Here is a 21,816-nt window from a genome sequence, read left to right on the forward strand (position 1 = left end):
TGAGCAGACACAATGGAACTCGATTTTTCGCCGGTGATTGCCGGCTGGCCGGACATCATGCACGGCGCGCTGGTGACGGTCGAAGTGACCGCCGCCGCGCTCGCGCTGAGCTGTGTGCTGGGCCTGCTGATCGGTATTGGCCGGCTCACACCGAAGCGGCGCATCGTCTACGCCTTCTGTACGGCCTACCTCACGTTTTTCCGCGGCACGCCGTTGCTCGTGCAACTTTTCCTGCTGTTCTTCGGCTTGCCGCAATTCGGCATTCTGTTGCCGGCTTTCGTGTGCGGGATGCTGGGGCTTGGCCTGTATTCGGCGGCTTACGTCTCGGAGATCGTGCGCGGTGCGATTCAGTCGGTGGATCGCGGGCAAATGGAAGCTGCACGCTCGATCGGCATGTCGTCGGGGCAGGCCATGCGCGCAATCATTCTGCCGCAGGCGATCGTGCGGATGATCCCGCCGCTCGGCAATGAGTTCATCGCTTTGATCAAGAACTCGGCGCTGGTGTCGCTGCTGACGATCGACGATCTGATGCATGAAGGCCAGAAGATCATCAGCGTGTCGTACCGTTCGCTCGAAGTGTATCTGGCCATCGCGCTGGTGTATCTGGTGTTGACGCAGGTGACGAATTACGCGCTGCATCGCGTGGAGCGCCGCTTGCGTGCAGGAGGGATGGTGCAATGAACACCGTAAAAGTAGATGAACCTATCGTCAGCATTCGTGGGCTGACCAAATCGTTCGGTTCGCATACCGTGCTCAACGGTATCGACTTCGACATTCAGCCGCAGCAGGTGGTGGTCGTGATCGGGCCGAGCGGCTCGGGCAAGAGTACGTTCCTGCGGTGCTGCAACGGGCTTGAACAGGCCGAAGGCGGCACGATCGATATCTGCGGGCATCGGCTGGTCGATCATGGTGAGATGCTCAAGGAACGCTCGCTGAATGCGCTGCGTACCGAAGTGGGCATGGTGTTTCAGTCGTTCAATCTGTTTCCGCATCTGTCCGTGCTGCATAACATCACGGTCGGTCCGCGGATGTTGCGTGGCGCCAGCAAGGCCGAAGCCGAAGCGGCTGCAACCGCGTTGCTGGAAAAAGTCGGTCTGGCTCACAAGGCGCATGTGATGCCGGCGAGCCTGTCGGGTGGTCAGAAGCAGCGCGTTGCCATTGCTCGCGCGTTGGCGATGCAACCGCGCGTGATGTTGTTCGACGAGCCGACTTCCGCACTCGATCCCGAGCTGGTCGGCGAAGTGCTGCAAGTGATGAAGCTGCTCGCGAGCGAAGGCATGACGATGGTCGTCGTCACGCACGAAATGGGTTTCGCGAAGGAAGTCGCCGACGTGGTGGTGGTGATGGACGGTGGCGTGATTGTCGAGGCGGGGCCGCCGGCTGAGATTTTCTCGGCGCCGTCGCAGCCGCGCACGCGGGCTTTCCTGCAGGCGGTGTTGTCGCGCGCATGAGAGTTCTGTTCGACGACAAGGTGTGGAGTGGCCGTTCCGATGAGGGTGAGCCGGGCGACACCCGGCGCATTTTCAATCAGGTGGTGCCGTTCGGCGGCGCGCGGTGGCGTGAGGATTTTTTACGCGCCGCGCCGTTCGCTGAAAGCGATGCGACGGTGATCGTCGGCTTTGGTTCTGACGAAGGCGTGCGGCGCAATCAGGGACGTGTTGGCGCGGCGCATGCGCCTAAGGAATTGCGCCGTGTGCTGGCCGGTCTGCCGGCGAAGACGTCGATGACGACGCTCGCCGATGCGGGCGATGTGGTGTGCGATGACGGCGATCTCGAAGGCGCGCAGGCGGAACTCGCGAACCTGGTGAGCGACGTGCTCGCGAGCGGCGGCCGGCCGTTGGTGTTCGGAGGCGGTCACGAGGTTGCGTGGGGGACGTATAGCGGTTTGCGCTTGCATCAGGATCGCGTGGATGGGGCTCGAGCTGAGGCCGTGGCCGCCACAACCCGCAAGCTACTCATCATCAATTTCGACGCCCACTTCGATCTGCGTCAGAAGCGGCCGGCTAATTCAGGCACGCCATTCGATCAGATTGCGAACGACTGCACCGAGCGCGGCGTGCCGTTCAACTACGCCTGCTTCGGCATCAGCGATCTGGGCAACACCGCTTCGCTGTTCGCGCATGCAGAGGAGCTCGGCGTGCGCTACGTGCTCGACGTCGATATGCAGGAACCGCAATTGCCGCAGCGTCTGGACGACCTTCAGCAATTGCTGGATTCGGCGGACGACGTTTACCTGACTATCGATCTCGACGTGCTCCCGGCCGCTACCGCGCCGGGTGTATCGGCACCTGCCGCGTTGGGCGTGCCCTTGTCGGTAGTCGAAGCGATGGTGCAGCGCGTGCGTGCTTCGGGCAAGCTGCGTGCGGCGGATATCGCGGAGTACAACCCGTCGCTCGATCAGGACAAGCGCACGGCGAGGGCGGCGGCGCGGTTGGCGTATCGGTTGCTTTAGCCCGCCCTAACTTCACCAACGCCCCGATCGACAGGAACGGATGCACTTTGCCGGCATGGTTCGCCGGATCGTAGCTCATGCTTGATTCGTCCCTTTCAGCAGCAGACCGCAAACCGGCCTGTCGAACCCTCCGAGGTACTGTCTGAGCGAAAGTGGCCTTGACATAGTGCGTATGCACATATACACTCCGCAACATGACCCGTCCTCTCTCTTACGACGAATGCAACTGTTTCGCGCTGCGCCAGGCGGCCCGGCACGTCACGCAAATCTACGAGCGCCATCTCGGCGAAGTAGGGCTGACGGCTGCGCAGTTCACGATTCTCGCCAAGCTCGCGCGCACACCGAACCTGCCGATGGTGGACCTCGCAGACGCCATGGTCATGGAGCGCACCACGTTGGTCCGCGCCATGAAACCGTTGCAGCGTGACGGACTGGTGGTTGCCGAATCGGCGGAGCATGACGGCCGCACGTTTCTGTTCAGTCTCACGGAGAAGGGCGAAACAACCTTCGATCAGGCGGCAATCGCATGGCGTGCCGCACAGGACGAATTCGAGGAAAAATTCGGCCACGCACGTGCCAAGGCGCTGCGCTCCGAGCTCTTCGGCATCACCGGATAAACAAAGCGTATGAGCTCGTTTCGACGAGCTTTTTTACGCCTGATTATGTGCATACGCACTCACGAAAAGGAAGCGTAGCGATGGACGGGCTTTTCGACGACGACTGCTTTGCGATCCGCCAGGCCGCACGCTATGTGTCGCAGATTTACGATCGTCACCTGGAGAACGTCGGCCTCACCATCACGCAGTTTTCGCTGATGGGACGCTTAAAGCGCGTGGGTCCGATGACCATGAAGCAACTGACCGAAGCCATGCGCATGCAGCGCACCACGCTGGTTCGCACGATCCAGCCGCTGCGGCGCAACGGGCTGGTGTCGAGCGAGACGCTTGGGGCGGATGCGCGGGCGTTGTCGATCGCACTGACGGCGGCCGGCGAGGAACGTTTGCAAGCCGGGCGCAAGCATTGGTATGCGGCGCAAGCCGAATTCGAAGATCGCTTCGGCGAGCAGCGCGCGGCGGCACTGCGTACTGAGTTGTTCGCCATTACAAAAGACCCCGTTTGAATCTGCCCCGCGTGAAGCGGGTCAAGCCGGCGCAGCACAACGCGCTTTTTTTCAAGCTTAACGAGTGCATACACACATACAGACATCATGTCCACTACACCCTCGACTATTGCTCCGCCCAGCGCGGCGAACGCCGCCAAACCGGCACGGCGCATTCCGTGGATGCTGCTCGCGGTCATCACCGTGCTCGCGGTGCTGGCGCTTGCGGCGTCGTACTGGTTCTTCGTCGGCCGTTTTGTCGAAACGACCGACGACGCGTACGTCGGCGGTGATGTGACCGTGATGTCGCCGAAAGTGAACGGTTTCGTGACGGACGTGCTGGTGCGGGACAACCAGTTCGTCCATGCGAATCAGGTGCTGATCCGGCTCGATGCACGCGATTACGACGCTCGTCTCGCGCAAGCCAGTGCGGAAGTGGAGAGTGCACAGGCGGCTGTTACCGAGTTGCAGGCGAAGAAGTCCCTGCAGCTTGCCACCATCAACGAGCAGGCCGCCGAAGTTCGCGCCTCGGGCGCCGAGCTGACGCGCAGCACCGCCGATCAGGCGCGCTATCGTGAACTCGTGAAGGACGATGCGGTATCGAACCAGGTCGTGGAGCGCGCGGATGCCGATCTGACCAAGGCGCATGCCGCGGTCGACCGCAGCAGCGCAGCCCTGATCGCGGCGCAACGGCAGATCGCCGTGCTCGACGCGCAGATCGGCGACGCAGAGGCGCGCATCGCCACCGCGCAGGCGGCGCAACGGGTCGCGGCATTGAATGTGGAGTACACCACGATCCGTTCGCCGATCGACGGCTACGTCGGTAATCGCACCGCGCGCGTCGGCTTGCTGGCGAACGTTGGCGTGTCCCTGCTGACCGTGGTGCCGTCGAGCGGACTGTGGATCGACGCCAACTTCAAGGAAGATCAGTTGAAGAAGATGCACGTTGGCGATGGTGTCGACGTCGATCTCGATGCATCGAGCAAACGGATTCACGGCGTGGTTGAGAGTCTCGCACCCGCGACCGGCGCGACCTTCAGCGTGCTGCCGGCGGAAAACGCGACCGGCAACTTTACGAAAATCGTGCAACGGGTGCCGGTGCGCGTGCGCCTCGAGGTGCCGAAGGACATGGAGGGCGTATTGCGCCCAGGCCTGTCGGCGACGGTGAAAGTGCATCTCGACGCTGCTCACGGTTAAACGATCATGACTCAGGTCCTTGCCAATCCCGCCGACCTGCCGACGCGCACCAAAGTGTTCGCGTTCGTGCTGATGTGCCTCGGTTTTTTCATGGCGACACTCGATATCCAGATCGTGGCGTCTTCGCTCAAGGATATCGGCGGCGGCTTGTCCGCGAGCCAGGACGAGCTCTCGTGGGTGCAGACCGCGTACCTGATCGCGGAGATTCTCGTGATCCCGATGTCCGGCTGGCTCACGCGTGTGTTCTCGACGCGCTGGGTGTTCGCGTTCTCCGCGCTGGGCTTTACGGTCACCAGTATGTTGTGCGGCCTGGCATGGGACATCAACTCGATGATCCTGTTTCGCGGCTTGCAGGGCGCGCTCGGCGCCGCGATGATTCCGACCGTCTTTACGACGGCATTCGTGCTGTTCCCCGGCAAGCAGCGCCTGATTGCGTCCACCACCATCAGCGCGCTCGCCACGCTCGCACCGACGGTCGGCCCTGTGATTGGCGGCTGGATCACCTCGCAATGGTCGTGGCACTGGCTGTTCTATCTGAATCTCGTGCCTGGTCTCGCCGTCACGCTGTTGGTGCCGAAGTACGTGCACTTCGACAACGTCGATCTCTCACTGCTGAAAAAGGGCGACTATCTCGGCATCCTGCTGATGTCCGGTTTTCTGGGTTGCCTTGAATACGTGCTGGAAGAAGGGCCACGCAAGAACTGGTTCGGCGACGACGTGATCCTCACGTGTACCTGGGTAGCGGCGATCTGCGGATTCCTGTTCATCGTGCACGCGTTCACCGCAAAAGAGCCGATCGTCGATTTGCGCGCACTGGCAATCCGCAACTTCGGCATTGGCAGTCTGCTGTCCTTCATCACAGGGATCGGGATTTTCTGCGCGGTGTTCCTGACGCCGGTGTTCCTGTCGCGTGTGCGCGGCTTCGATTCGTTGCAGATCGGCGTGGCGTTGCTGTCAGTGGGATGTTTTCAACTGGTCGCGATGGTCGCGTATTCGATAGTCGCGCGCTTCGTCGATATGCGCCTGTTGCTGGTGTTCGGCCTGGTGCTGTTCGGCGTCGGCTGTTATCTGTATGTGCCGCTGACCAATCAGTGGGGCTGGCAGGAATTGCTGATCCCGCAGGCGTTGCGCGGCATTGGCCAGCAATTCTGCATTCCGCCCATCGTCACGATGGCGCTTGGTTCATTGCCGATGTCGAGGCTTCGATCCGCCAGCGGTCTCTTCAATCTGATGCGCAATCTCGGCGGCGCGATTGGCATTGCCGTGAGCAGCACAATGCTCAACGACCGTTTGAATCTCCACTACGAGCGGCTCGACGAGCATGCGAGCGCGGGCCGTCCGGTGATCGAGTCGATCTTGCAGCAGCAAAGCGCGCACTTCGCGGCCGTCGGCGGCGATGCGTTGAACGCGGCCAATGCGGGCCTCGGGGCGTTGCATGGGCTGCTGATGCGCGAAGCGCTCGTGCTCACGTTCTCCGATACGTTCTTTGCGCTGTCGCTCTGTTTCGTCGTCGGTTTGCTGAGCGTGCTGTTCTCGCGCCCGTTTGGCAATACCGCGCCACCGCCCGATGCTCATTGAGGAACTCAGCATGAAACCAATCGTTATGAAAGTACTCGCGAGTGCGGCACTGCTGACACTGGCGGCATGCGCGGTGCAGCCTGAAATGCACGCGGACCTGCAGCATACGGTTCAGACCGTCGCCCCGACCGCGTGGAATGTCGATGCTCCTCAAGACAGCATCAACGCCAATACATGGTGGGCGCAATTTGGCGATCCTGTCATGCATCAACTGGTGGAATCGGTGCTGACGGGCAATCTCGACGTGCAGGCCGCGGTGGAACGCGTCAAGCAGGCGCAGGATCTCGCGAAGCAGAATCGCGCGGCCTTGCTGCCTGAGTTGAACGCTAGCGCGACGGCATCGGACTCTCGCCAGAACACGCCACCACCGCTGGGCTATGTGCGTCAGGCCGGCGTCGGCGTGACGGCCAGCTGGCAGCCGGACGTTTTCGGTGGCGAACGTCTCGCTGTTCTCGCAGCCGAAGCGCAAGTGTCGGGTCGGCAGGCCGCCCTGAATCAACTGCGCCTGGCACTCGCGGCGAACACAGCGGCGGCGTATATCGATCTGCGCTGGGCGCAATCGCAATTGCAGATTCTCAGCGACAACGAACAGATCCGCGCCCGCGCGCTGAAACTCACCCAGCAGCGTTTGCATTACGGATTGTCGACACAACTCGACGTCGCCCGTGCACAGAATCAGTTGGAAGATTTGCAGGCGCAGATCCCGCGCATCCAGTCGACGGTGCAGCATCAATTGAGTCTGATCGCGGTGTATTCGGGGCGTACGTCGGAGAGCGTCGACGGCTTGCTGCTCGTTAACGCACGCGACATTCCAGTGCCCGCGCAAAGCGTGCCGCAGGTGCTGCCGTCTGAAGCGCTGTTGCAGCGCCCGGACGTACGCAATGCTTACGCCACGGTCGAGCAGCGCGCGGCGGAAGTGGGCGTGTCCAAAGCGCAGCGCTATCCGCAGTTCAGGCTCAATCTCGCCGATGGTCTGCTGGCCTCGTCGTACCTCGGCTTGCCGACGCTGACCGATAACCTCTTCAGCGCGGCATTGAACGCAACGAGTCCGATCTTCAACGCTGGCCGCATCACCGCGAATATCGATGCGAGCGAAAGCCGGATGCGTGAGTCGCAACTCGGCCTGCAGCAAACCATGCTGCAGGCGCTCAAGGAAATCGAAGACAACCGCAGTGACCTGGTGAGCGGCGCGGTGCAGGTGCAACGCCTGGGCGGCGCGCTGGATGCCTCGAACCACGCGCTGCGTCTGTCGAGTGAGCTTTACAAGGGCGGCGCGACAGACTTCCTCGATGTGCTCACCGCGCAGGAGGCGTATCTGCGCGATGCCGAATCGTTGAATCAGGCCAAACGCGAGCATGCGCTCGCAGCGGTCGCGCTGTACCGCTCGCTCGGCGGCGGCTGGGATGTCCCCGAAACGGTCACGGCCGCATCGGCGAATTGATGCGCGTGGATGTGACGGTGAAAGTTGTAGTCCAACTGGAGATGAATGATGAGTACGCGTGAAGTAGTGATCTGCAATCCGGTGAGAACGCCGATCGGCGCATTCGGCGGATCGTTGAAAGAAGTACCCGCAACCGAACTCGGCGCGGTCGCGGTGCGTGAAACGCTGCGGCGCAGCGGTCTCGATCCGGCCGCGTTGGCCTCGGTGGTGCTGGGCAACGTGATTCAGGCGGGCAACCGGATGAATCCGGCGCGTCAGGCGTCGATTGGCGGCGGCGTGCCGGTGGCCGTGCCTGCGTTGACGGTCAATCGTGTGTGCGGCTCGGGCGCGCAGGCGATTGCATCCGCGGCCCAGGAAATCTGGCTTGGTCTCGGCGATGCAGCCGTGGCCGGCGGCATGGAAAACATGGACCGCGCACCGTATCTGCTCGACGGCGGCCGCTGGGGCTACCGGATGGGCAACGCGCAAATCCATGACAGCCTGCTGCGCGACGGCCTGAACGACGCGTTTTCCGGCGAGCATTCGGGCTGGCATACCGAGGACCTCGTCGCGCAGTTCGACCTCACGCGCGAAACGCAGGACCGTTGGGCCGCGCGTTCGCAACAGCGTTTTGCCGAAGCGCAGGCGCGCGGCGATTTCGACGCTGAACTGGTCGCCGTCGAAATTCCGGGGCGCAAAGGTCCGCAGCAATTCACGAGCGATGAACAGCCGCGCCCGGATACCACGGTTGAAACGCTCGCCAAACTGCGTCCGGCATTCCGTCCGGACGGCACGATTACCGCAGGCAACGCGCCGGGCCTGAACAGCGGCGCAGCAGCCATGCTGGTCGCTGATCGTGGGTTCGCCGAGTCGCGTGGCATCGAGCCGTTTGCGCGGCTGGTGGCGTTTGGCGTCGCGGCCGTCGAACCGGGTATGTTCGGCCTCGGTCCGGTGCCGGCCGTGCAAATGGCCCTGGCCCGTGCGGGCTGGCAACTCAATGACGTTGAACGCTTCGAGATCAATGAAGCGTTCGCTGCCGTGCCGATCGCAGTGGCGCGCAGACTCGGCATCGCGGATGAACTGATCAATGTACAGGGCGGCGCGATCGCGCACGGTCATCCGATCGGTGCGACCGGTGCGGTGTTGACGACACGCCTGCTTCATTCGATGCGCCGCGACGGCCTGAAACGCGGCATCGTCACGTTGTGTATCGGCGGCGGGCAGGGGATTGCGCTGGCATTGGAAGTGATTTGAGATCGGTGGCTGCGGCGCGTCGCGGTGCCACGAACCGCGATCGCGCCGCGACCGTTTTGATGCCGTTTAGATGCAACGTGCATCAATCGCGCTGCGCCGTGCAGCAGACAGTCGTTACGCGACGTTGAAAGTTTTTTCTCCAGCATCAGTTTCGTTTAGCATCATTGCCACTTTCACAAGAACACCAAGAGACATGGCACTGATCGCTCGAAACATCCTCGGTATTGCCGTACTGCTGCTCATCGCTTTCATCTTTTCAACCAACCGGCGCGCCATCCGCTTACGGACTGTAATTGCGGCGCTGCTTGCGCAGATTGGTATCGGCGCTTTCATTCTCTTCGTCCCATTTGGTAAGACGGTCCTGGCTGCCGCTGCGTCCGGCGTCAATCACGTACTCGGCTATGGCAACGCGGGCATCGAGTTCCTGTTCGGCGGCCTCGTGCAGGCGAAGATGTTCCAGGTCTTCGGCGACGGCGGCTTCGTTTTCGCCGTGCGGGTGTTGCCGGCCATCATCTTCGTGACCGCGCTCATTTCCGTGCTGTACTACCTCGGCGTGATGCGCTGGATCGTGATCGTGCTCGGCACGATATTCCAGAAACTGCTCGGCGTATCGAAGCTCGAATCCTTCTCAGCCGTTACCACGATCTTTCTTGGCCAAAGCGAAATGCCTGCCGTGGTCAAACCGTTCACGCGCGACATGACCGGCGCCGAACTGTTCGCGGTGATGTCGAGCGGCATGGCGGCGGTTGCCGGCTCGGTGCTGGCGGGTTATGCGGGCCTTGGCGTGCGGGTTGAATATTTGCTCGCCGCGTCGTTCATGGCGGTGCCTGGCGGCTTGCTGTTCGCCAAGATCATTCACCCGACCACCGAGCCGAGCCGTGTACATCTCGAGGACCTCAGCTTCGATGAAAAACGCCCCGCAAATGTGATTGAAGCCGCGAGTTCCGGCGCGACCGTGGGCCTGAAAATCGCTGTGATGGTCGGCGCGATGCTGATCGCATTCGTCAGCCTGATCGCATTGCTCAACGGCATTGTGGGCGGCATAGGCGGCTGGTTCGGCGATCCGCAACTGTCGATGCAGTCGGTGCTCGGCACGGTGTTCGCGCCGCTCGCGTATCTGATCGGCGTGCCGTGGAGCGAAGCCGCAATCGCCGGCAATTTCCTCGGGCAGAAGATCATTCTCAATGAATTCGTCGCATATGCGTCGCTGTCGCCGTATCTGAAAGATGCCGCAAGCGTAAGCGCGGCCGGCTTGCAGGCGCTCGATCCGCGAACCCTTGCTATTCTGTCGTTTGCGTTGTGCGGCTTCGCGAACTTTGCGTCGATTGCGGTGCTGACGGGCGGCTTTAGCGCCGTCGCACCGGAACGCCGCGCCGAAGTCGCGCGCTACGGCCTGCGTGTCGTGCTCGCCGCGACGCTCTCGAACCTGATGAGCGCTACGATTGCGGGCATGTTCCTGACGCTGAATTGAATCGAATTGAGGATCGTTGCATGAACATGGAACAACTGCTGGAACGCGCGGGTGTCGCGCGAGAGAAGGCCTATGCGCCTTATTCGAAGTTCAAGGTCGGCGCTGCGCTCCTGACCAAAGACGGCACCGTATTCGACGGCTGCAATGTCGAGAACGCCTCGTACGGATTGTGCAATTGCGCTGAACGTACGGCGTTTTTCAGCGCGATCGCAGCGGGCTATCAGCGCGACCAGTTCGCCGCGCTCGCCGTGATCGGCGATACGGATGGACCGATTGCTCCATGTGGCGCGTGCCGCCAGGTGATCATCGAACTGGGCGGCCCCGAATTGCCGATCCGGCTCGGCAATCTGCATGGCGCCACCCGCGACACTACTGCGCGTGAACAATTGCCGGACGCGTTTTATCTATGAGTAAGCACAAGGTTATCTACGACACCGATCCCGGTGTGGACGATGCGATGGCGCTCGTTTTTCAGGCGCTTCATCCGGACATCGAATTGCTGGGTCTGACAAGCGTATTCGGCAACGCCACGATCGAAACCACTACGCGCAATGCGCGGTTCCTGGCTGGGCGGTTCGCGCCGGGCGTGCCGGTTGCGCAGGGTGCCGCGGCACCGCTCAAGCGTGCGGCACCCGAACCGCTCGCCTGGATTCACGGCGACAACGGGCTTGGCAACATCGCGATCGAAACCGATGCTGAAGCAGCGCTCGACGCGCGCCCCGCATACCGCTTCATTATCGACACGGTGCGCGCTCATCCCGGCGAAGTCACGTTGATCGCGGTGGGCCCGCTCACGAACCTGGCATTGGCGCTGGCCGACGATCCGCAGATCGCGCCGCTCGTCAAACAGGTGGTCATCATGGGCGGCGCGTTCGGCACGGACGGCGTGCTCGGCAACGTGACGCCGGCGGCGGAAGCTAACATCCTCGGCGACCCCGATGCTGCCGACATCGTGTTCGGCGCACCGTGGCCGGTTGTGATCGTCGGGCTCGACGTTACGCAGCGCACCATCATGAGCCGGGATTATCTGGCGTCGCTGCGCGAGCGCGGCGGTGCAGCAGGGCAGTTCGTGTGGGACGTGTCGCGGCACTACGAAGCCTTTCATGAGCAAAGCGCGCAACTTGAAGGCATTTACGTGCACGACTCGTCGGCAGTCACTTACGTGCTGGCGCCGCATCTTTATACGACTCGCAGTGGTCCCGTACGGGTGCTGACGGACGGTATTGCCGTGGGCCAAACCATCCAGAAGCCTTCCACGATGCCGGTGCCCGCGCCGGACTGGGACAGTCGGCCCGACAGCACGGTCTGCCTGGGCGTGGATGTGCCCGGGATGCTCGCGCTTTACGAGCGCACTATCTGCGGTACGTTGTAGGGCGATCTTGTGAAGCTGCCGCCGTTTGGTAGGGGCGTCGCCTCTTCAAGTGCCGCTCTTCACGTAACCCGGCACGAGCAAACGCCTGGCGGCGCGGCGATTGATCTGACGTAAGGAATAAAGCGGAAACATCGAAGGCGCTGTGCAATGCAGCAAACCGGCCCGCCATTGTGGCCGATGCATATCGTCAATCTTTGCTACATTTCTGCAGACGTGCTGCGCAGGCGGTTTTCGAGGCCTTGGCATACCGACCCGGCGCGCGTGACCCAAATCTATCAAGAGGCAAAAGATGCGAATTCTAGTAGTAGGGGCGGGCGCCGTGGGCGGCTACTTCGGCGGACGTCTCGCAGCGGCCGGACAGGACGTGACCTTCCTCGTGCGTCCCGGCCGCGCGGAAAAGCTTGCGCGTGACGGCCTCATCATCAACAGCGCGCGCGGCAATCTCGCCTTGCGCGACGTCAAGACGATACTCGCCGGTGTCGCCGCGGAGCCGTTCGACCTGGTGCTGCTCAGTTGCAAAGCCTACAGTCTCGACGACGCGATTGATTCATTCGCACCGCTGGTCGGCGAATCCACGCTGATTCTGCCGATGCTCAACGGCATGCGCCATATCGACGTGCTCAAGGAAAAGTTCGGTGCGTCACGCGTACTGGGCGGCCAATGCGTGATCGCCGCAACGCTCAGCCCCGAGCAGCACATCATGCATCTGAACGAAACGCACGCGATCACCTTCGGTGAACTGGAAGGTGGCACGTCCGAGCGCGTAGAGGCAATTGCGGACGCGATGGCCGACGCGAATTTCGATGCCGTGGTCAGCGACAACATCTTGCTGCGCATGTGGGAAAAGTGGGTGTTCCTGGCCACACTCGCGGCGAGTACGTGCTTGATGCGCGGTTCGGTCGGCGATATTCTGGCTGCGCCGGATGGCAAGCGCATCATCGAAAACCTGCTCGGCGAGTGCCGTGGCGTCGCGGAGCACACGGGCTTTACGATGGGCCCGGACTTCGACGCTCGAGCTACCCAAACACTCTTTACACCTTCGCCGCTAACAGCTTCGATGTTGCGCGACGTCGAAAATCACTCGCATACTGAGGCGGACCACATTCTTGGCGATCTGATCTCGCGCGGCGGCGATGCGCAGAAGGGCGAGCACGGCCTATCGTTGCTGCGTATCGCCTATAGTCATCTAAAGACGTATGAAGCAAGGCAGGCCCGTACATCCTGAGTGACGGGAACGCGGGCGACGGGGACGGCAACAGCAGCCTAACGTTTCGGAGGTGAAGCATGCCGAGTCCAACCGGATCCGTACCCGCGCTCAGTGCCGCTTCGGCGACGATCTTCTCGATCGGCATCGTCTTTCTCGGCTACTGGGGCTTGTACGACCAGACGAAATGGCACGTGTCCGACGTCTTCGTCTTCGTGTTTGCGATGATCGGCTTCGGCTGCCTCGGGCTCGTGCCTTGGATGGCGACGAGCCCCGTTGAACCGGAAAACAGCGACGTCCGCATCCGGGTTGCGCGGCACATGTTCCTTATCGGCGTGCTGTCAATCTGGCTGGGCGTGGCGATTTCGGTGATCTTCTGATTAACGCTCGATCTGCCTGTTCCAGCGCGTATCCCACTGCGCGCGGTGCGCATTGATCGTGTCCCAATCCACCACGGTCAGCTTCTTCACCATATCGTCGACGTTACCCAGGCTTTGCTGCATCGGCGGCGTCATCTTCGCGAGACGATTGGTCGGAATCTGCTTGCCGGCCTCGGCGGCCTTGGTCTGAGCCGGCGCGGACAGCAGGAACTGCGCGAGCTTCTGCGCCAATTGCGGGTCCGGGTTGTTGTTGACCACGCACAGATCGACGAGCAGCAACACCGGACCTTCCTTCGGACTCACATAACCAACCGGAATGCCCTTGTCCTGCAGATCGCTGACGGCAGTCGGCGTCAACGGGAACAGGCCCGCTTCGCCCGTCTGGACCATTTCGGAAATCTTCGCTGAGTTCGGCACGTACTCCACCACGTTCGGGCCAACTGTCGTGGCCCATTTCGTGAAGCCCGGTTCGACGTTCTGCTCGCTGCCGCCCATCAAGCGATTGATCGCCAGAAAGCCGTGCAGGCCGAAGGTGCTGCTCGAAGCGGACTGGAACACCACCTTGCCTTTGTACTTCGGATCGGCAAAGTCCATCCACGAAGTCGGCGGCGCCCAGCCTTTTTCAGCAAACAGCTTCTTGTTGTACGCAATGCCGGTCATGCCGAGTTGCACGCCCGCACCCATATCGTCCTTCATGCGCGCGAACGGGTAGAGCTCCTTGAGCACCGGCGAATCGTCGAGCTTCTTGCACACGCCCATGCTGACCGCGCGCGCCATCACGCCGTCGTCGAGAAACACCACGTGGATTTGCGGATTGGCCTTGTTGGCGAGCAGCTTGGCGAGAATGTCCGACGAGGTGCCGGGCACCACGACCACTTTGACGTTGTTGGCTTTCTCGAAGTCGGGCAGGACCTGGCTCGTATAGGCCTTTTCCATCGGACCGCCGTTCATGCCGATGTAAATGGTCTTGGTCTCCGACCATGCCGGTGCGGCCGCACCGAATGCGCACAATGCGGCCAGCGCCGCGATCGTCTTGAACAGTTTCATTGAGGGGCTCCTGAGTTTCATTAATCGATAACGAGGCGATAACGAGGCGATGACTGGGCGATAGCAAAGCGGTAAGCGGTAAGCAATAAGCGATAACTAGGCGACGGATGGCGCAGCAACAGCAGCGAAGCGATTGATCGAAAAAGCGTCGAGCGGTGTGGCCGTGGCGCCGTCGATCACGAGATCCGCGAGTATTTCGCCGACCCCTGGCGCCAGCAAAAACCCGCCGCCCGAAAAGCCGAATGCATGCAGCAAACGCGGTACCGTGCGGCTCGCACCGATGATCGGATTGCTGTCGGGCGTCTCGCCTTCCACGCCACTCCATGTGCGAATCAGCAGCGCCTCGCGTAGCGGCGGCAGCAGGGCGCACGCATCGCGCATCACGGCGCGGGTGGTTTCCGTCGAGGGTTGACCGTATTCGCCGTCGCCATGTCCGCGCCCGCCGCCGATCACGCAATTGCCACGCGCCACTTGCCGTGCGTAAATGCCGCCGCCGTACACGCCGAGGTTGTGCGTGATGAAATGCGGCAGCGGCTCGGTGACCCACATGTTCGGGTAGATCGGTTTCATCGGTGCGGTTTCGCCGAAGTACCCGGCAACCGTATTCGCCCATGCGCCGGCGGAATTGATCAGCCAGTCGGCGCTGATGCGCGTGTCACCGGCACGCAACTGGAAGCGTGTGCCGTCGTGATGGATATCGGTCAGTTCGGTTTGCTCTCGCACGTCCGCGCCTGCGGCGCGTGCAGCGCGTGCGAACGCGGGTGAGACCAGACGCGGATTCGCATGGCCATCGGTCGCACAAAGCGAGCCGCCGACGGCTGCCGCGCCCAGCCACGGATAACGTTGCCGGAACGTGGCGCCGCTGATGACCTGCGCTTGCAGTCCGTGGCCGCGCGCCATGTCCGCCCATGCTTCGAGCGCGGCAAGATCGGCTTCGCTGCGCGCGAGCCGCAAATGTCCTGACACGGTGAATTCTCCGTCGATGCCGATCAGCTCCGGCAAGCCGTCCCAGATGCGCCGTGCACGCATGGCGAGCGGCATCTGTTCGGCCGGTCGCCCCTGGACGCGCACGCCGCCGTAGTTCACGCCGCTTGCCTGCGCGCCGCAATAGCGCCGCTCGAACAGGCCCACGCGCAAGCCGCGCCGCGCGAGCGCCAACGCTGCCGATGAGCCGACCAGTCCGCCGCCCGCAATCGCCACGTCGTAGTGCAGGGTGTCACTCATCGCGCGCCTCTTCGGGAATCTCGGTCACATCGTCGGCATACATAGCGGGCGATAGCGGAATCGGTTTGACAGGTGGCTGGCTACGCAAGCGGCCTACGTCTTCGAGTGGTTTGCAGGTTTCTTCCGCCAGCAGCGTCAATGCCGCTTCGCCGCACATGCGTCCCTGGCAACGGCCCATGCCGACACGCGTGAGCGCTTTCAGTCGATTGATCTCGTTCGCTTCGCCACCACGGATGCAGCGCCGCAAGGTGCCTGCATCGATTTCTTCGCAGCGGCACACGGTCATGTCGTCGGGCCATTGGGCTGCGCATTTTGCCGGTGGTGCAAATGCCGCTTCGATACCTTGGCGAAACACAGCGATACGTTGCAGGCTGCGGTCGAGGGCCGCTGCGTCGCGCATGCCGGGACCACGTGGATGCGCGATGCCGAGGTCGTCGAGTAGCGCCAATGCCGTGCGACGCCCGGCGAGTTCGGCAGCGTCGGCGCCCGCGATGCCCGCACCGTCGCCAGCCAGATAGATGCCTCGCACGGTGCTGCGGCCGGCCGGGTCGAGTTCGGGTAGCCAGCAACGGTTGTGCGTATCGAAGCGGAAGCGGCACCCGGCAAGATCGGCGAGTTGGGTTTCAGGCTTGAGGCCGAAGCTGATGCCGACGGCGTCGCATGCGAGGGTTTCGGTCTTCGAGCCAACGGTTGAAGAGCGCCATTCAATCGCACTCACGCCTTGGTCGCCACGAATGCCGATCAGGTTCACATCGCGTTCGATCCGCACGCCGTGCATCTTTAGCCAGCCGACGTAGTACAGCCCTTTGGCGAACGTAGCAGGTTGCCACGCGAGTTTTGGCGCCGCGGCAATCTGCTGCGATAGGGGACTCGTGTCGAGTACGGCCACCACCTGTGCACCGGCTTTCACGTACTGATAGGCCACGAGATAGAGCAGCGGTCCTGTACCTGCGAGCACTACGCGCTGGCCGATCGCACAGCCTTGCGCCTTCAAAGCGACCTGTGCCGCGCCCAACGTATAGACGCCTGGCAGTGTCCAGCCCGGCACTGGCAGCACGCGATCGGTGGCGCCGCTTGCGATGATCAGATGCGAAAACGGCACGCTGATTTCGCGTCCTGCGTGCAACGTATCGAGGCGACCTGGTGCACAAGCCCAGGCCAGTGTGTCGGGGCGATAGTCGAGATGCGGAAGCAGCGAGGCCATCGTCGTATGTAGCGCGTCGGCTTTGTGCGCTTCAAAGCCATAGAGCGCTTTCTTCGAGCGCTGAAACGCGCCGCTCTCGGGCGGTTGACGATAAATCTGCCCGCCCCAGCGGGCGTTTTCATCCAGCACGATGGGCTTGACGCCCGCTGCAACGAGTGTCTCGGCGGCGCGCACGCCCGCCGGTCCCGCGCCGACGATCACCACACGGTGTTCGTTGCTCATTGCGTTTCTCCGTTTGCCGTCACGACGGAGCTGGCAGCGGAAGCATGACCGGCAACGAAAGCAACCTCAGCGAGCCGAGTAACCACCCGCATACCCTGCGTCACCAGCGTCGAGCACGCGCGCAAACGCAGACCCTCTTCGGTCCGCATCCAGCAATCCTGGCAAGCGCCGATCAGGCAGAATCCGGCGCGCGGCGCGCCGCTGAATTCGCTTTCGCGCACGCGACGTTGTTGCATCAGCACGGCGGTAAGCAGCGTATCGCCCTGCAACGCAGTGACTTCATGGCCATCGATAAAAAAGCTAAGCGGTTCACGCTGCGTCTCCGCAACGCGAACGAATTGCGCATCGCGTTTCGGCACGGCGGATTCGGAGGACGGCAAATTCGACGGCATGTTAGAGAGAGCAGTAGAAGACATCAGTGCTGGCCGATCAGAATCCGGTTGAGCCCGTACACGCGATCGAGCAGCAGCATCGCGCCGGCCGTAATGAAGATCACCAGCGCGGAAACGGAGGCCATCATCGGGTCGATCGATTCGGTCGCGTACATATACATACGTACCGGCAGCGTGACGGTTTGCGGCGAGGTGACGAAGATCGACATGGTCAATTCGTCGAAACTGTTGATGAACGCGAGCAACCAGCCGCCGGTAATGCCCGGCAGAATCATTGGGAAGGTGATGCGGCGAAACGTGGTCCATGCGTCGGCGCCGAGCGAATGCGCGGCATGTTCGACGCTGCGGTCGAGACCGCTGACCGAGGCCAGTACGAGCCGCATCACGAACGGTGTGATGATGATCATGTGCGCGAGCACGAGCCACGCGAACGAACCGGTCGCGCCGATCAGTGCGAAGAAGCGCAGCAGTGCGATACCGAGCACGAGACCGGGAATCACCAGCGGCGACAGCAATAAGCCGTTAAGAAACCCGCGTCCCGGAAAGCGCGCACGACCAATGGCCAACGCGGCAGGCAAAGCGACGATCAAAGACAACGTTGCCGACGCAAACGCCAGCTTCAGGCTATTGAAAAACGCCGAGATAAAGTCCGGGTAGTTGAGGATCGCGCGGAACCAGCGCAGCGATACGCCGTGCGTGGGTAACGTAAGCGTTTCGTCGGGCGTGAAAGCGACCAGCACCACGATCACGAGCGGCGCGAGCACGAACGCAATCACGAGCGTGTGGAAAATCAGCGCGACGGGGCCGTTTTTTCTCATGATGATCTCGCGAGGTTCAGCCGAGGCTTCTGGTGTACTTGCGTTCCAGAACCCGGTAGTAAGTGAGCATCACGATCAGATTCGCGACCAGCAACAGGAGCGCGATGGTCGCGCCGAGCGGCCAGTTGAGCGAACCGAGGAATTCGTCGTAGACGGCGGTGGCGGCCACTTTCAGGCGCCGTCCGCCGAGCAGGCCGGGAATCGCGAACGCGCTCGCCGACAGACCGAATACCATCAGGCTGCCCGACAAAATGCCCGGCGTGAGTTGCGGCAACACGATGCGGCGCAGCGTGGTGGCGGGCGACGCCATCAGCGACAGCGCGGCGTTTTCTGTTTGTGGGTCGAGCTTCTGCAACGCGGTCCAAACCGGAATCACCATGAACGGCAGCATCACGTGCACCAGTGCGATGACGATTGCGAAAGTGGTGTATTCGAGCTTGTACGGTCCGAGCCCAATAAGACCGAAGGCCTGATTCACGAGACCGTTGCTGTTGAGCAGCATGCTCCAGCCGAACGCGCGCACCACGACCGAGACCAGCAGCGGCGCGAGAATGATCAACAGGAACATCGAGCGATACGGATCGCGCATGCGCGACAGGACGTAGGCTTCGGGCGTACCGATCACGACGCACAGCAGGGTGGTCAGAAAGGCGATGCCGAAGGTGCGCAGGAAGATCGTGTGGAAATACGACGATTGCAGCACTTCCGCGTAATTGCCGAACTGGAACGCGGCGAGCGGGCCGCTCGCCGGATCGAAGCGGTAGAACGTCAGCACCAGCGTCATGACGAGCGGCACCAGCACCAGCGTCGCAAACAACAGGAAAGCCGGCGCGCACATCAGCCATAAGGGCAGGAATGCGTGCCACGGGGCGCGGCGCGCGTTGCCGGTCTTCACGCTGTCGTCGTTCGAAGCGGGCAGCGTACTAGCCATGATGCGCATCCCGTTGAATGAAGCGGATCGCCTCGCTATTCCAGTCGATGCCGACCGCCGTGCCTTCCGGCAGCGGCTCGGTGCCTTCGTTCTGGCAGCACACCAGCACTTCGCCGAGCCGGCTGTCCACGCGGTACAACCATTGACTGCCGAGGAAGAAGCGGCTCGTCACGGTGGCCGCCAGACGTCCCGCATTCGGCGCGCACAGGCGCAGTTTTTCCGGACGAATGCACAACGTGACCGCGTCGCCGACGCCGATCACGCGTTCGCGCGCCGGCAGTTGCGCGGTATGGCCTGTCTCCGCGAGGTCATGTCCAAGGTCGATGCGGATCGCGTCGCCGTCGCGCGACACCACGGTGCCAGGCAGCATGTTCGCCTTGCCGATGAACTGCGAGACGAATCTGTTCTCTGGCCGTTCGTACGCTTCGTACGGCGTGTCGATCTGCGTAATGCGGCCGGCTTCCATTACCACTACGCGGTCGCTGATCGACAGCGCTTCCGACTGGTCGTGCGTGACCATGATGGTGGTCGTGCCGATCTTGCGTTGAATGGCGCGCAGTTCGAACTGCATGTCTTCGCGCAGCTTGGCGTCGAGGTTCGACATCGGTTCGTCGAGCAGCAGCACGGGCGGCGCGATCACGATCGCGCGAGCAATCGCCACACGCTGCCGCTGACCGCCGGACAACTCGCGCGGAAAACGGTGCGCGAGCGTATCGAGCCGTACCAGTGCCAGCGCTTCGCGCACACGTTCCTTGCGTTCGGCCTTGTCGATGTTGCGCATCTCCAGACCGAAGCCGACGTTGTCCGCGACGCTCATATGCGGAAACAGCGCGTAGCTCTGGAACACGATGCCGAGGCCGCGTTTGTTCGGCTTCATGTGCGTGATGTCGCGGCCGTCGAGCGTGATGCGGCCGCGCGTCGTTTCGACGAAGCCCGCGATCATCTGCAACGTGGTGGTCTTGCCGCAACCCGACGGTCCGAGCAGCGAAACGAACTCGCCTTTCTCAACCGACAGGTTCACGTCGGCGACTGCCTGCAGATCGCCGAACGATTTCGCTACGTCCGTGAGTGTGAGGAACGACATGATCTGGCCTTTGGATGGATCGACACCGGTTCAATCGGCTACTGCCTCGATGGAGCCGACTCTATCCAGCCAAATTGCATGGCGTCAATTTCAAATTCCGTTTGCCGGTATAAGTTTAGAAAAAATTCCGATGAACGGAATATATTCGGCAAGACTGGTATCAACTCTTCCGTTCCATGATCTCCGGAAAATCCCTATGAATCAGAATGAAGTGCAAATGGAACGGGCGTGCCGGGAATATTCCATTCACGGATAATTCCCTCTATAGTGTTCCGGTCAATGAAATAATTCGGAGCACCTGAGATGAATGCTGCCACCCAACGAGATGCCGATCCCGCACTGGCCGATGCGGGCCGTCCACCCGGCCCGGGGATGCTGGAGCGCGCTTTTGCTGTGATCCGTGCGTTATCCGAAGCGCAACCCGACGGCGGCCGCGTCACGCGTCTCGCGAAGGCGGTGGGTCTCACGCAAGGCACGGTGCACCGCATTCTTCATGCGCTGATCGCGGAAGGCATCGTCGAACAGGACGAAAATTCGAAGCTGTATCGGCTGAGTGTCGATTTCTTCGCGCTCGCCGCGCAGGCCGGCAATCCGAGCGGCATGCGCACGCTGTGCCGACCCGCGTTGCTGCGGTTGTGCGCGAGTCTTGGCGACACGATTTTTCTGCTGGTCAAAAGCAGCTTCGACGCGGTGTGTCTCGACATCTGCGAAGGGCCGTTTCCGATTCGCTCGTTCACCGGCGATATTGGCGGGCGCGTGGCCCTGGGTGTCGGGCAGGGGAGTCTGGCGATTCTCGCGTTCCTGCCGGAAGCGGAGCGTGAAGAGATCATCCGCTTTAACGTGCCGCGCATTCGCGGCTATGGCGTGCTGGACGAAGTGTATTTACGCACCGAGATCGAGCGTGTGCGCCAACTCGGTTACGCGGGTCGCAATAGCGGAGTGCTCGACGGCATGGCGGGTGTGGCGGTGCCGATTCTGGATCGCACCGGAGTGGCAGTGGCGGCGCTGAGCGTGGGCACGCTGGCGGCGCGTCTCGGCGACGATCGTCTGCCGATGGTGGTCGAGTTGCTGCGCCGCCAGGCAGATGCGATCGGCCCGCAAACCAATCCCTTCGATGTCGCGCTGCGTCGGCCGATGCATGGTTTGTCGCGGGCTATGACTACGGAGCGGATCGCGGGGTAATCCGAAACTGAAGCTGAAAGCGCAAAGGGCGTCACGTCTGGCCATAACGTGATGCCCTTCGATTTTTTTGGCTTCCGGTCATGTTCTGCCAAGGCGGCTTTCATGACGGCGTCACGCGGATACAACATAAACATCTAATACCGCTATCGAATCTCGCTTGCTAGATTGCTCCCAAGAGCTATTCTCAACAATTGAGGGCTGCATCAATGCCGGCAACGACAACCGAAGCGGGCATCGCTTTCAGCAGGGCGCACTATCGAGGCGCCTTCTGATGCCGGCTACTCC

The 21,816-nt window shown here is 62.0% G+C and carries 22 protein-coding genes; 15 read left to right on the forward strand and 7 right to left on the reverse strand.

Going from position 1 to position 21,816, the window contains the following annotated elements; genetic code table 11:
- Positions 1-12: 12 nt before the first annotated feature.
- The 14 genes from M0D68_RS32385 to M0D68_RS32450 all read left to right on the forward strand — a co-directional run bounded on the left by M0D68_RS32385 (position 13) and on the right by M0D68_RS32450 (position 13,427).
- On the forward strand, positions 13-681 hold the full coding sequence (locus tag M0D68_RS32385) for an amino acid ABC transporter permease (RefSeq protein ID WP_175048863.1): 669 nt from the start codon (positions 13-15) through the stop codon (positions 679-681).
- Positions 678-1,451: an amino acid ABC transporter ATP-binding protein gene (locus M0D68_RS32390; protein WP_301716888.1), complete on the forward strand. Its 774-nt coding sequence runs from the start codon at positions 678-680 to the stop codon at positions 1,449-1,451. Before M0D68_RS32385 ends, M0D68_RS32390 begins: the two co-directional genes overlap by 4 nt.
- Complete coding sequence (hutG, locus tag M0D68_RS32395; RefSeq protein ID WP_266226427.1) at positions 1,448-2,452, forward strand: formimidoylglutamase; 1,005 nt, start codon at positions 1,448-1,450, stop codon at positions 2,450-2,452. Before M0D68_RS32390 ends, hutG begins: the two co-directional genes overlap by 4 nt.
- Before the next feature lie 194 nt (positions 2,453-2,646).
- On the forward strand, positions 2,647-3,069 hold the full coding sequence (locus M0D68_RS32400; protein WP_054040360.1) for a MarR family winged helix-turn-helix transcriptional regulator: 423 nt from the start codon (positions 2,647-2,649) through the stop codon (positions 3,067-3,069).
- Between the two features lie 80 nt (positions 3,070-3,149).
- Entirely contained in the window at positions 3,150-3,572 is a 423-nt protein-coding gene (locus M0D68_RS32405; protein WP_093634869.1) for a MarR family winged helix-turn-helix transcriptional regulator, read from the forward strand.
- Positions 3,573-3,659: 87 nt separating this feature from the next.
- Positions 3,660-4,748 (forward strand): HlyD family secretion protein, encoded by a 1,089-nt coding sequence (locus M0D68_RS32410; protein WP_211707485.1) that lies wholly within the window; start codon positions 3,660-3,662, stop codon positions 4,746-4,748.
- 6 nt (positions 4,749-4,754) lie between these two features.
- Positions 4,755-6,326: a DHA2 family efflux MFS transporter permease subunit gene (locus M0D68_RS32415; RefSeq protein ID WP_266226429.1), complete on the forward strand. Its 1,572-nt coding sequence runs from the start codon at positions 4,755-4,757 to the stop codon at positions 6,324-6,326.
- Between the two features lie 10 nt (positions 6,327-6,336).
- A complete protein-coding gene (locus M0D68_RS32420; RefSeq protein ID WP_266226431.1) occupies positions 6,337-7,767 on the forward strand; it encodes an efflux transporter outer membrane subunit in 1,431 nt (476 codons plus the stop codon).
- Positions 7,768-7,815: 48 nt separating this feature from the next.
- Positions 7,816-9,000 carry a thiolase family protein gene (locus tag M0D68_RS32425; RefSeq protein ID WP_200619311.1) on the forward strand — a complete coding sequence of 395 codons (1,185 nt, stop codon included), beginning with the start codon at positions 7,816-7,818 and terminating at the stop codon, positions 8,998-9,000.
- Between the two features lie 193 nt (positions 9,001-9,193).
- Positions 9,194-10,471 (forward strand): NupC/NupG family nucleoside CNT transporter, encoded by a 1,278-nt coding sequence (locus M0D68_RS32430; RefSeq protein WP_266226433.1) that lies wholly within the window; start codon positions 9,194-9,196, stop codon positions 10,469-10,471.
- A gap of 20 nt (positions 10,472-10,491) precedes the next feature.
- Positions 10,492-10,881, forward strand: a complete 390-nt coding sequence (locus M0D68_RS32435) for a cytidine deaminase (protein ID WP_054040364.1) — start codon at positions 10,492-10,494, stop codon at positions 10,879-10,881.
- Positions 10,878-11,843: a nucleoside hydrolase gene (locus M0D68_RS32440; protein ID WP_266226434.1), complete on the forward strand. Its 966-nt coding sequence runs from the start codon at positions 10,878-10,880 to the stop codon at positions 11,841-11,843. The genes M0D68_RS32435 and M0D68_RS32440 overlap by 4 nt, the downstream gene beginning before the upstream one ends.
- Positions 11,844-12,132: 289 nt before the next feature.
- Positions 12,133-13,068, forward strand: a complete 936-nt coding sequence (gene panE / locus M0D68_RS32445; RefSeq protein WP_200652523.1) for a 2-dehydropantoate 2-reductase — start codon at positions 12,133-12,135, stop codon at positions 13,066-13,068.
- Between the two features lie 59 nt (positions 13,069-13,127).
- Positions 13,128-13,427: a hypothetical protein gene (locus M0D68_RS32450; protein ID WP_093634862.1), complete on the forward strand. Its 300-nt coding sequence runs from the start codon at positions 13,128-13,130 to the stop codon at positions 13,425-13,427.
- Here the strand turns inward: M0D68_RS32450 and M0D68_RS32455 are convergent, their stop codons facing one another.
- The 7 genes from M0D68_RS32455 to M0D68_RS32485 form a co-directional block, all read right to left on the reverse strand.
- Positions 13,428-14,474: an ABC transporter substrate-binding protein gene (locus M0D68_RS32455; RefSeq protein ID WP_093634861.1), complete on the reverse strand. Its 1,047-nt coding sequence runs from the start codon at positions 14,472-14,474 to the stop codon at positions 13,428-13,430.
- 96 nt (positions 14,475-14,570) lie between these two features.
- Entirely contained in the window at positions 14,571-15,698 is a 1,128-nt protein-coding gene (locus tag M0D68_RS32460) for an FAD-binding oxidoreductase (protein WP_093634860.1), read from the reverse strand.
- On the reverse strand, positions 15,691-17,124 hold the full coding sequence (locus M0D68_RS32465) for an NAD(P)/FAD-dependent oxidoreductase (protein ID WP_266226435.1): 1,434 nt from the start codon (positions 17,122-17,124) through the stop codon (positions 15,691-15,693). Before M0D68_RS32465 ends, M0D68_RS32460 begins: the two co-directional genes overlap by 8 nt.
- Positions 17,121-17,516 (reverse strand): (2Fe-2S)-binding protein, encoded by a 396-nt coding sequence (locus M0D68_RS32470; protein ID WP_266226454.1) that lies wholly within the window; start codon positions 17,514-17,516, stop codon positions 17,121-17,123. The genes M0D68_RS32465 and M0D68_RS32470 overlap by 4 nt, the downstream gene beginning before the upstream one ends.
- Before the next feature lie 23 nt (positions 17,517-17,539).
- Positions 17,540-18,334 carry an ABC transporter permease gene (locus M0D68_RS32475; RefSeq protein WP_266226436.1) on the reverse strand — a complete coding sequence of 265 codons (795 nt, stop codon included), beginning with the start codon at positions 18,332-18,334 and terminating at the stop codon, positions 17,540-17,542.
- A 16-nt stretch (positions 18,335-18,350) separates the two neighbouring features.
- On the reverse strand, positions 18,351-19,265 hold the full coding sequence (locus M0D68_RS32480; protein WP_256456776.1) for an ABC transporter permease: 915 nt from the start codon (positions 19,263-19,265) through the stop codon (positions 18,351-18,353).
- A complete protein-coding gene (locus M0D68_RS32485) occupies positions 19,258-20,349 on the reverse strand; it encodes an ABC transporter ATP-binding protein (protein WP_266226439.1) in 1,092 nt (363 codons plus the stop codon). The genes M0D68_RS32480 and M0D68_RS32485 overlap by 8 nt, the downstream gene beginning before the upstream one ends.
- A 303-nt stretch (positions 20,350-20,652) precedes the next feature.
- Between M0D68_RS32485 and M0D68_RS32490 the strand changes: the two genes are divergently transcribed.
- Positions 20,653-21,531: an IclR family transcriptional regulator gene (locus M0D68_RS32490; RefSeq protein ID WP_200619290.1), complete on the forward strand. Its 879-nt coding sequence runs from the start codon at positions 20,653-20,655 to the stop codon at positions 21,529-21,531.
- Positions 21,532-21,816: the final 285 nt, after the last annotated feature.

It is taken from the genome of Paraburkholderia sp. SEWSISQ10-3 4, assembly GCF_030464785.1.
Lineage (GTDB): Bacteria > Pseudomonadota > Gammaproteobacteria > Burkholderiales > Burkholderiaceae > Paraburkholderia > Paraburkholderia aspalathi.

What these genes read in the sequence shown, in the direction of transcription:
- M0D68_RS32460 (WP_093634860.1), bottom strand. Translation starts at nt 15,698, where the DNA reads ATGAGTGACACCCTGCACTACGACGTGGCGATTGCGGGCGGCGGACTG.
- M0D68_RS32385 (WP_175048863.1), top strand. Translation starts at nt 13, where the DNA reads ATGGAACTCGATTTTTCGCCGGTGATTGCCGGCTGGCCGGACATCATG.
- M0D68_RS32390 (WP_301716888.1), top strand. Translation starts at nt 678, where the DNA reads ATGAACACCGTAAAAGTAGATGAACCTATCGTCAGCATTCGTGGGCTG.
- M0D68_RS32440 (WP_266226434.1), top strand. Translation starts at nt 10,878, where the DNA reads ATGAGTAAGCACAAGGTTATCTACGACACCGATCCCGGTGTGGACGAT.
- M0D68_RS32400 (WP_054040360.1), top strand. Translation starts at nt 2,647, where the DNA reads ATGACCCGTCCTCTCTCTTACGACGAATGCAACTGTTTCGCGCTGCGC.
- M0D68_RS32490 (WP_200619290.1), top strand. Translation starts at nt 20,653, where the DNA reads ATGAATGCTGCCACCCAACGAGATGCCGATCCCGCACTGGCCGATGCG.
- M0D68_RS32470 (WP_266226454.1), bottom strand. Translation starts at nt 17,516, where the DNA reads ATGCCGTCGAATTTGCCGTCCTCCGAATCCGCCGTGCCGAAACGCGAT.
- M0D68_RS32475 (WP_266226436.1), bottom strand. Translation starts at nt 18,334, where the DNA reads ATGAGAAAAAACGGCCCCGTCGCGCTGATTTTCCACACGCTCGTGATT.
- M0D68_RS32410 (WP_211707485.1), top strand. Translation starts at nt 3,660, where the DNA reads ATGTCCACTACACCCTCGACTATTGCTCCGCCCAGCGCGGCGAACGCC.
- M0D68_RS32465 (WP_266226435.1), bottom strand. Translation starts at nt 17,124, where the DNA reads ATGAGCAACGAACACCGTGTGGTGATCGTCGGCGCGGGACCGGCGGGC.
- M0D68_RS32485 (WP_266226439.1), bottom strand. Translation starts at nt 20,349, where the DNA reads ATGTCGTTCCTCACACTCACGGACGTAGCGAAATCGTTCGGCGATCTG.
- panE (WP_200652523.1), top strand. Translation starts at nt 12,133, where the DNA reads ATGCGAATTCTAGTAGTAGGGGCGGGCGCCGTGGGCGGCTACTTCGGC.
- M0D68_RS32420 (WP_266226431.1), top strand. Translation starts at nt 6,337, where the DNA reads ATGAAACCAATCGTTATGAAAGTACTCGCGAGTGCGGCACTGCTGACA.
- M0D68_RS32450 (WP_093634862.1), top strand. Translation starts at nt 13,128, where the DNA reads ATGCCGAGTCCAACCGGATCCGTACCCGCGCTCAGTGCCGCTTCGGCG.
- M0D68_RS32415 (WP_266226429.1), top strand. Translation starts at nt 4,755, where the DNA reads ATGACTCAGGTCCTTGCCAATCCCGCCGACCTGCCGACGCGCACCAAA.
- M0D68_RS32430 (WP_266226433.1), top strand. Translation starts at nt 9,194, where the DNA reads ATGGCACTGATCGCTCGAAACATCCTCGGTATTGCCGTACTGCTGCTC.
- M0D68_RS32405 (WP_093634869.1), top strand. Translation starts at nt 3,150, where the DNA reads ATGGACGGGCTTTTCGACGACGACTGCTTTGCGATCCGCCAGGCCGCA.
- hutG (WP_266226427.1), top strand. Translation starts at nt 1,448, where the DNA reads ATGAGAGTTCTGTTCGACGACAAGGTGTGGAGTGGCCGTTCCGATGAG.
- M0D68_RS32435 (WP_054040364.1), top strand. Translation starts at nt 10,492, where the DNA reads ATGAACATGGAACAACTGCTGGAACGCGCGGGTGTCGCGCGAGAGAAG.
- M0D68_RS32425 (WP_200619311.1), top strand. Translation starts at nt 7,816, where the DNA reads ATGAGTACGCGTGAAGTAGTGATCTGCAATCCGGTGAGAACGCCGATC.
- M0D68_RS32455 (WP_093634861.1), bottom strand. Translation starts at nt 14,474, where the DNA reads ATGAAACTGTTCAAGACGATCGCGGCGCTGGCCGCATTGTGCGCATTC.
- M0D68_RS32480 (WP_256456776.1), bottom strand. Translation starts at nt 19,265, where the DNA reads ATGGCTAGTACGCTGCCCGCTTCGAACGACGACAGCGTGAAGACCGGC.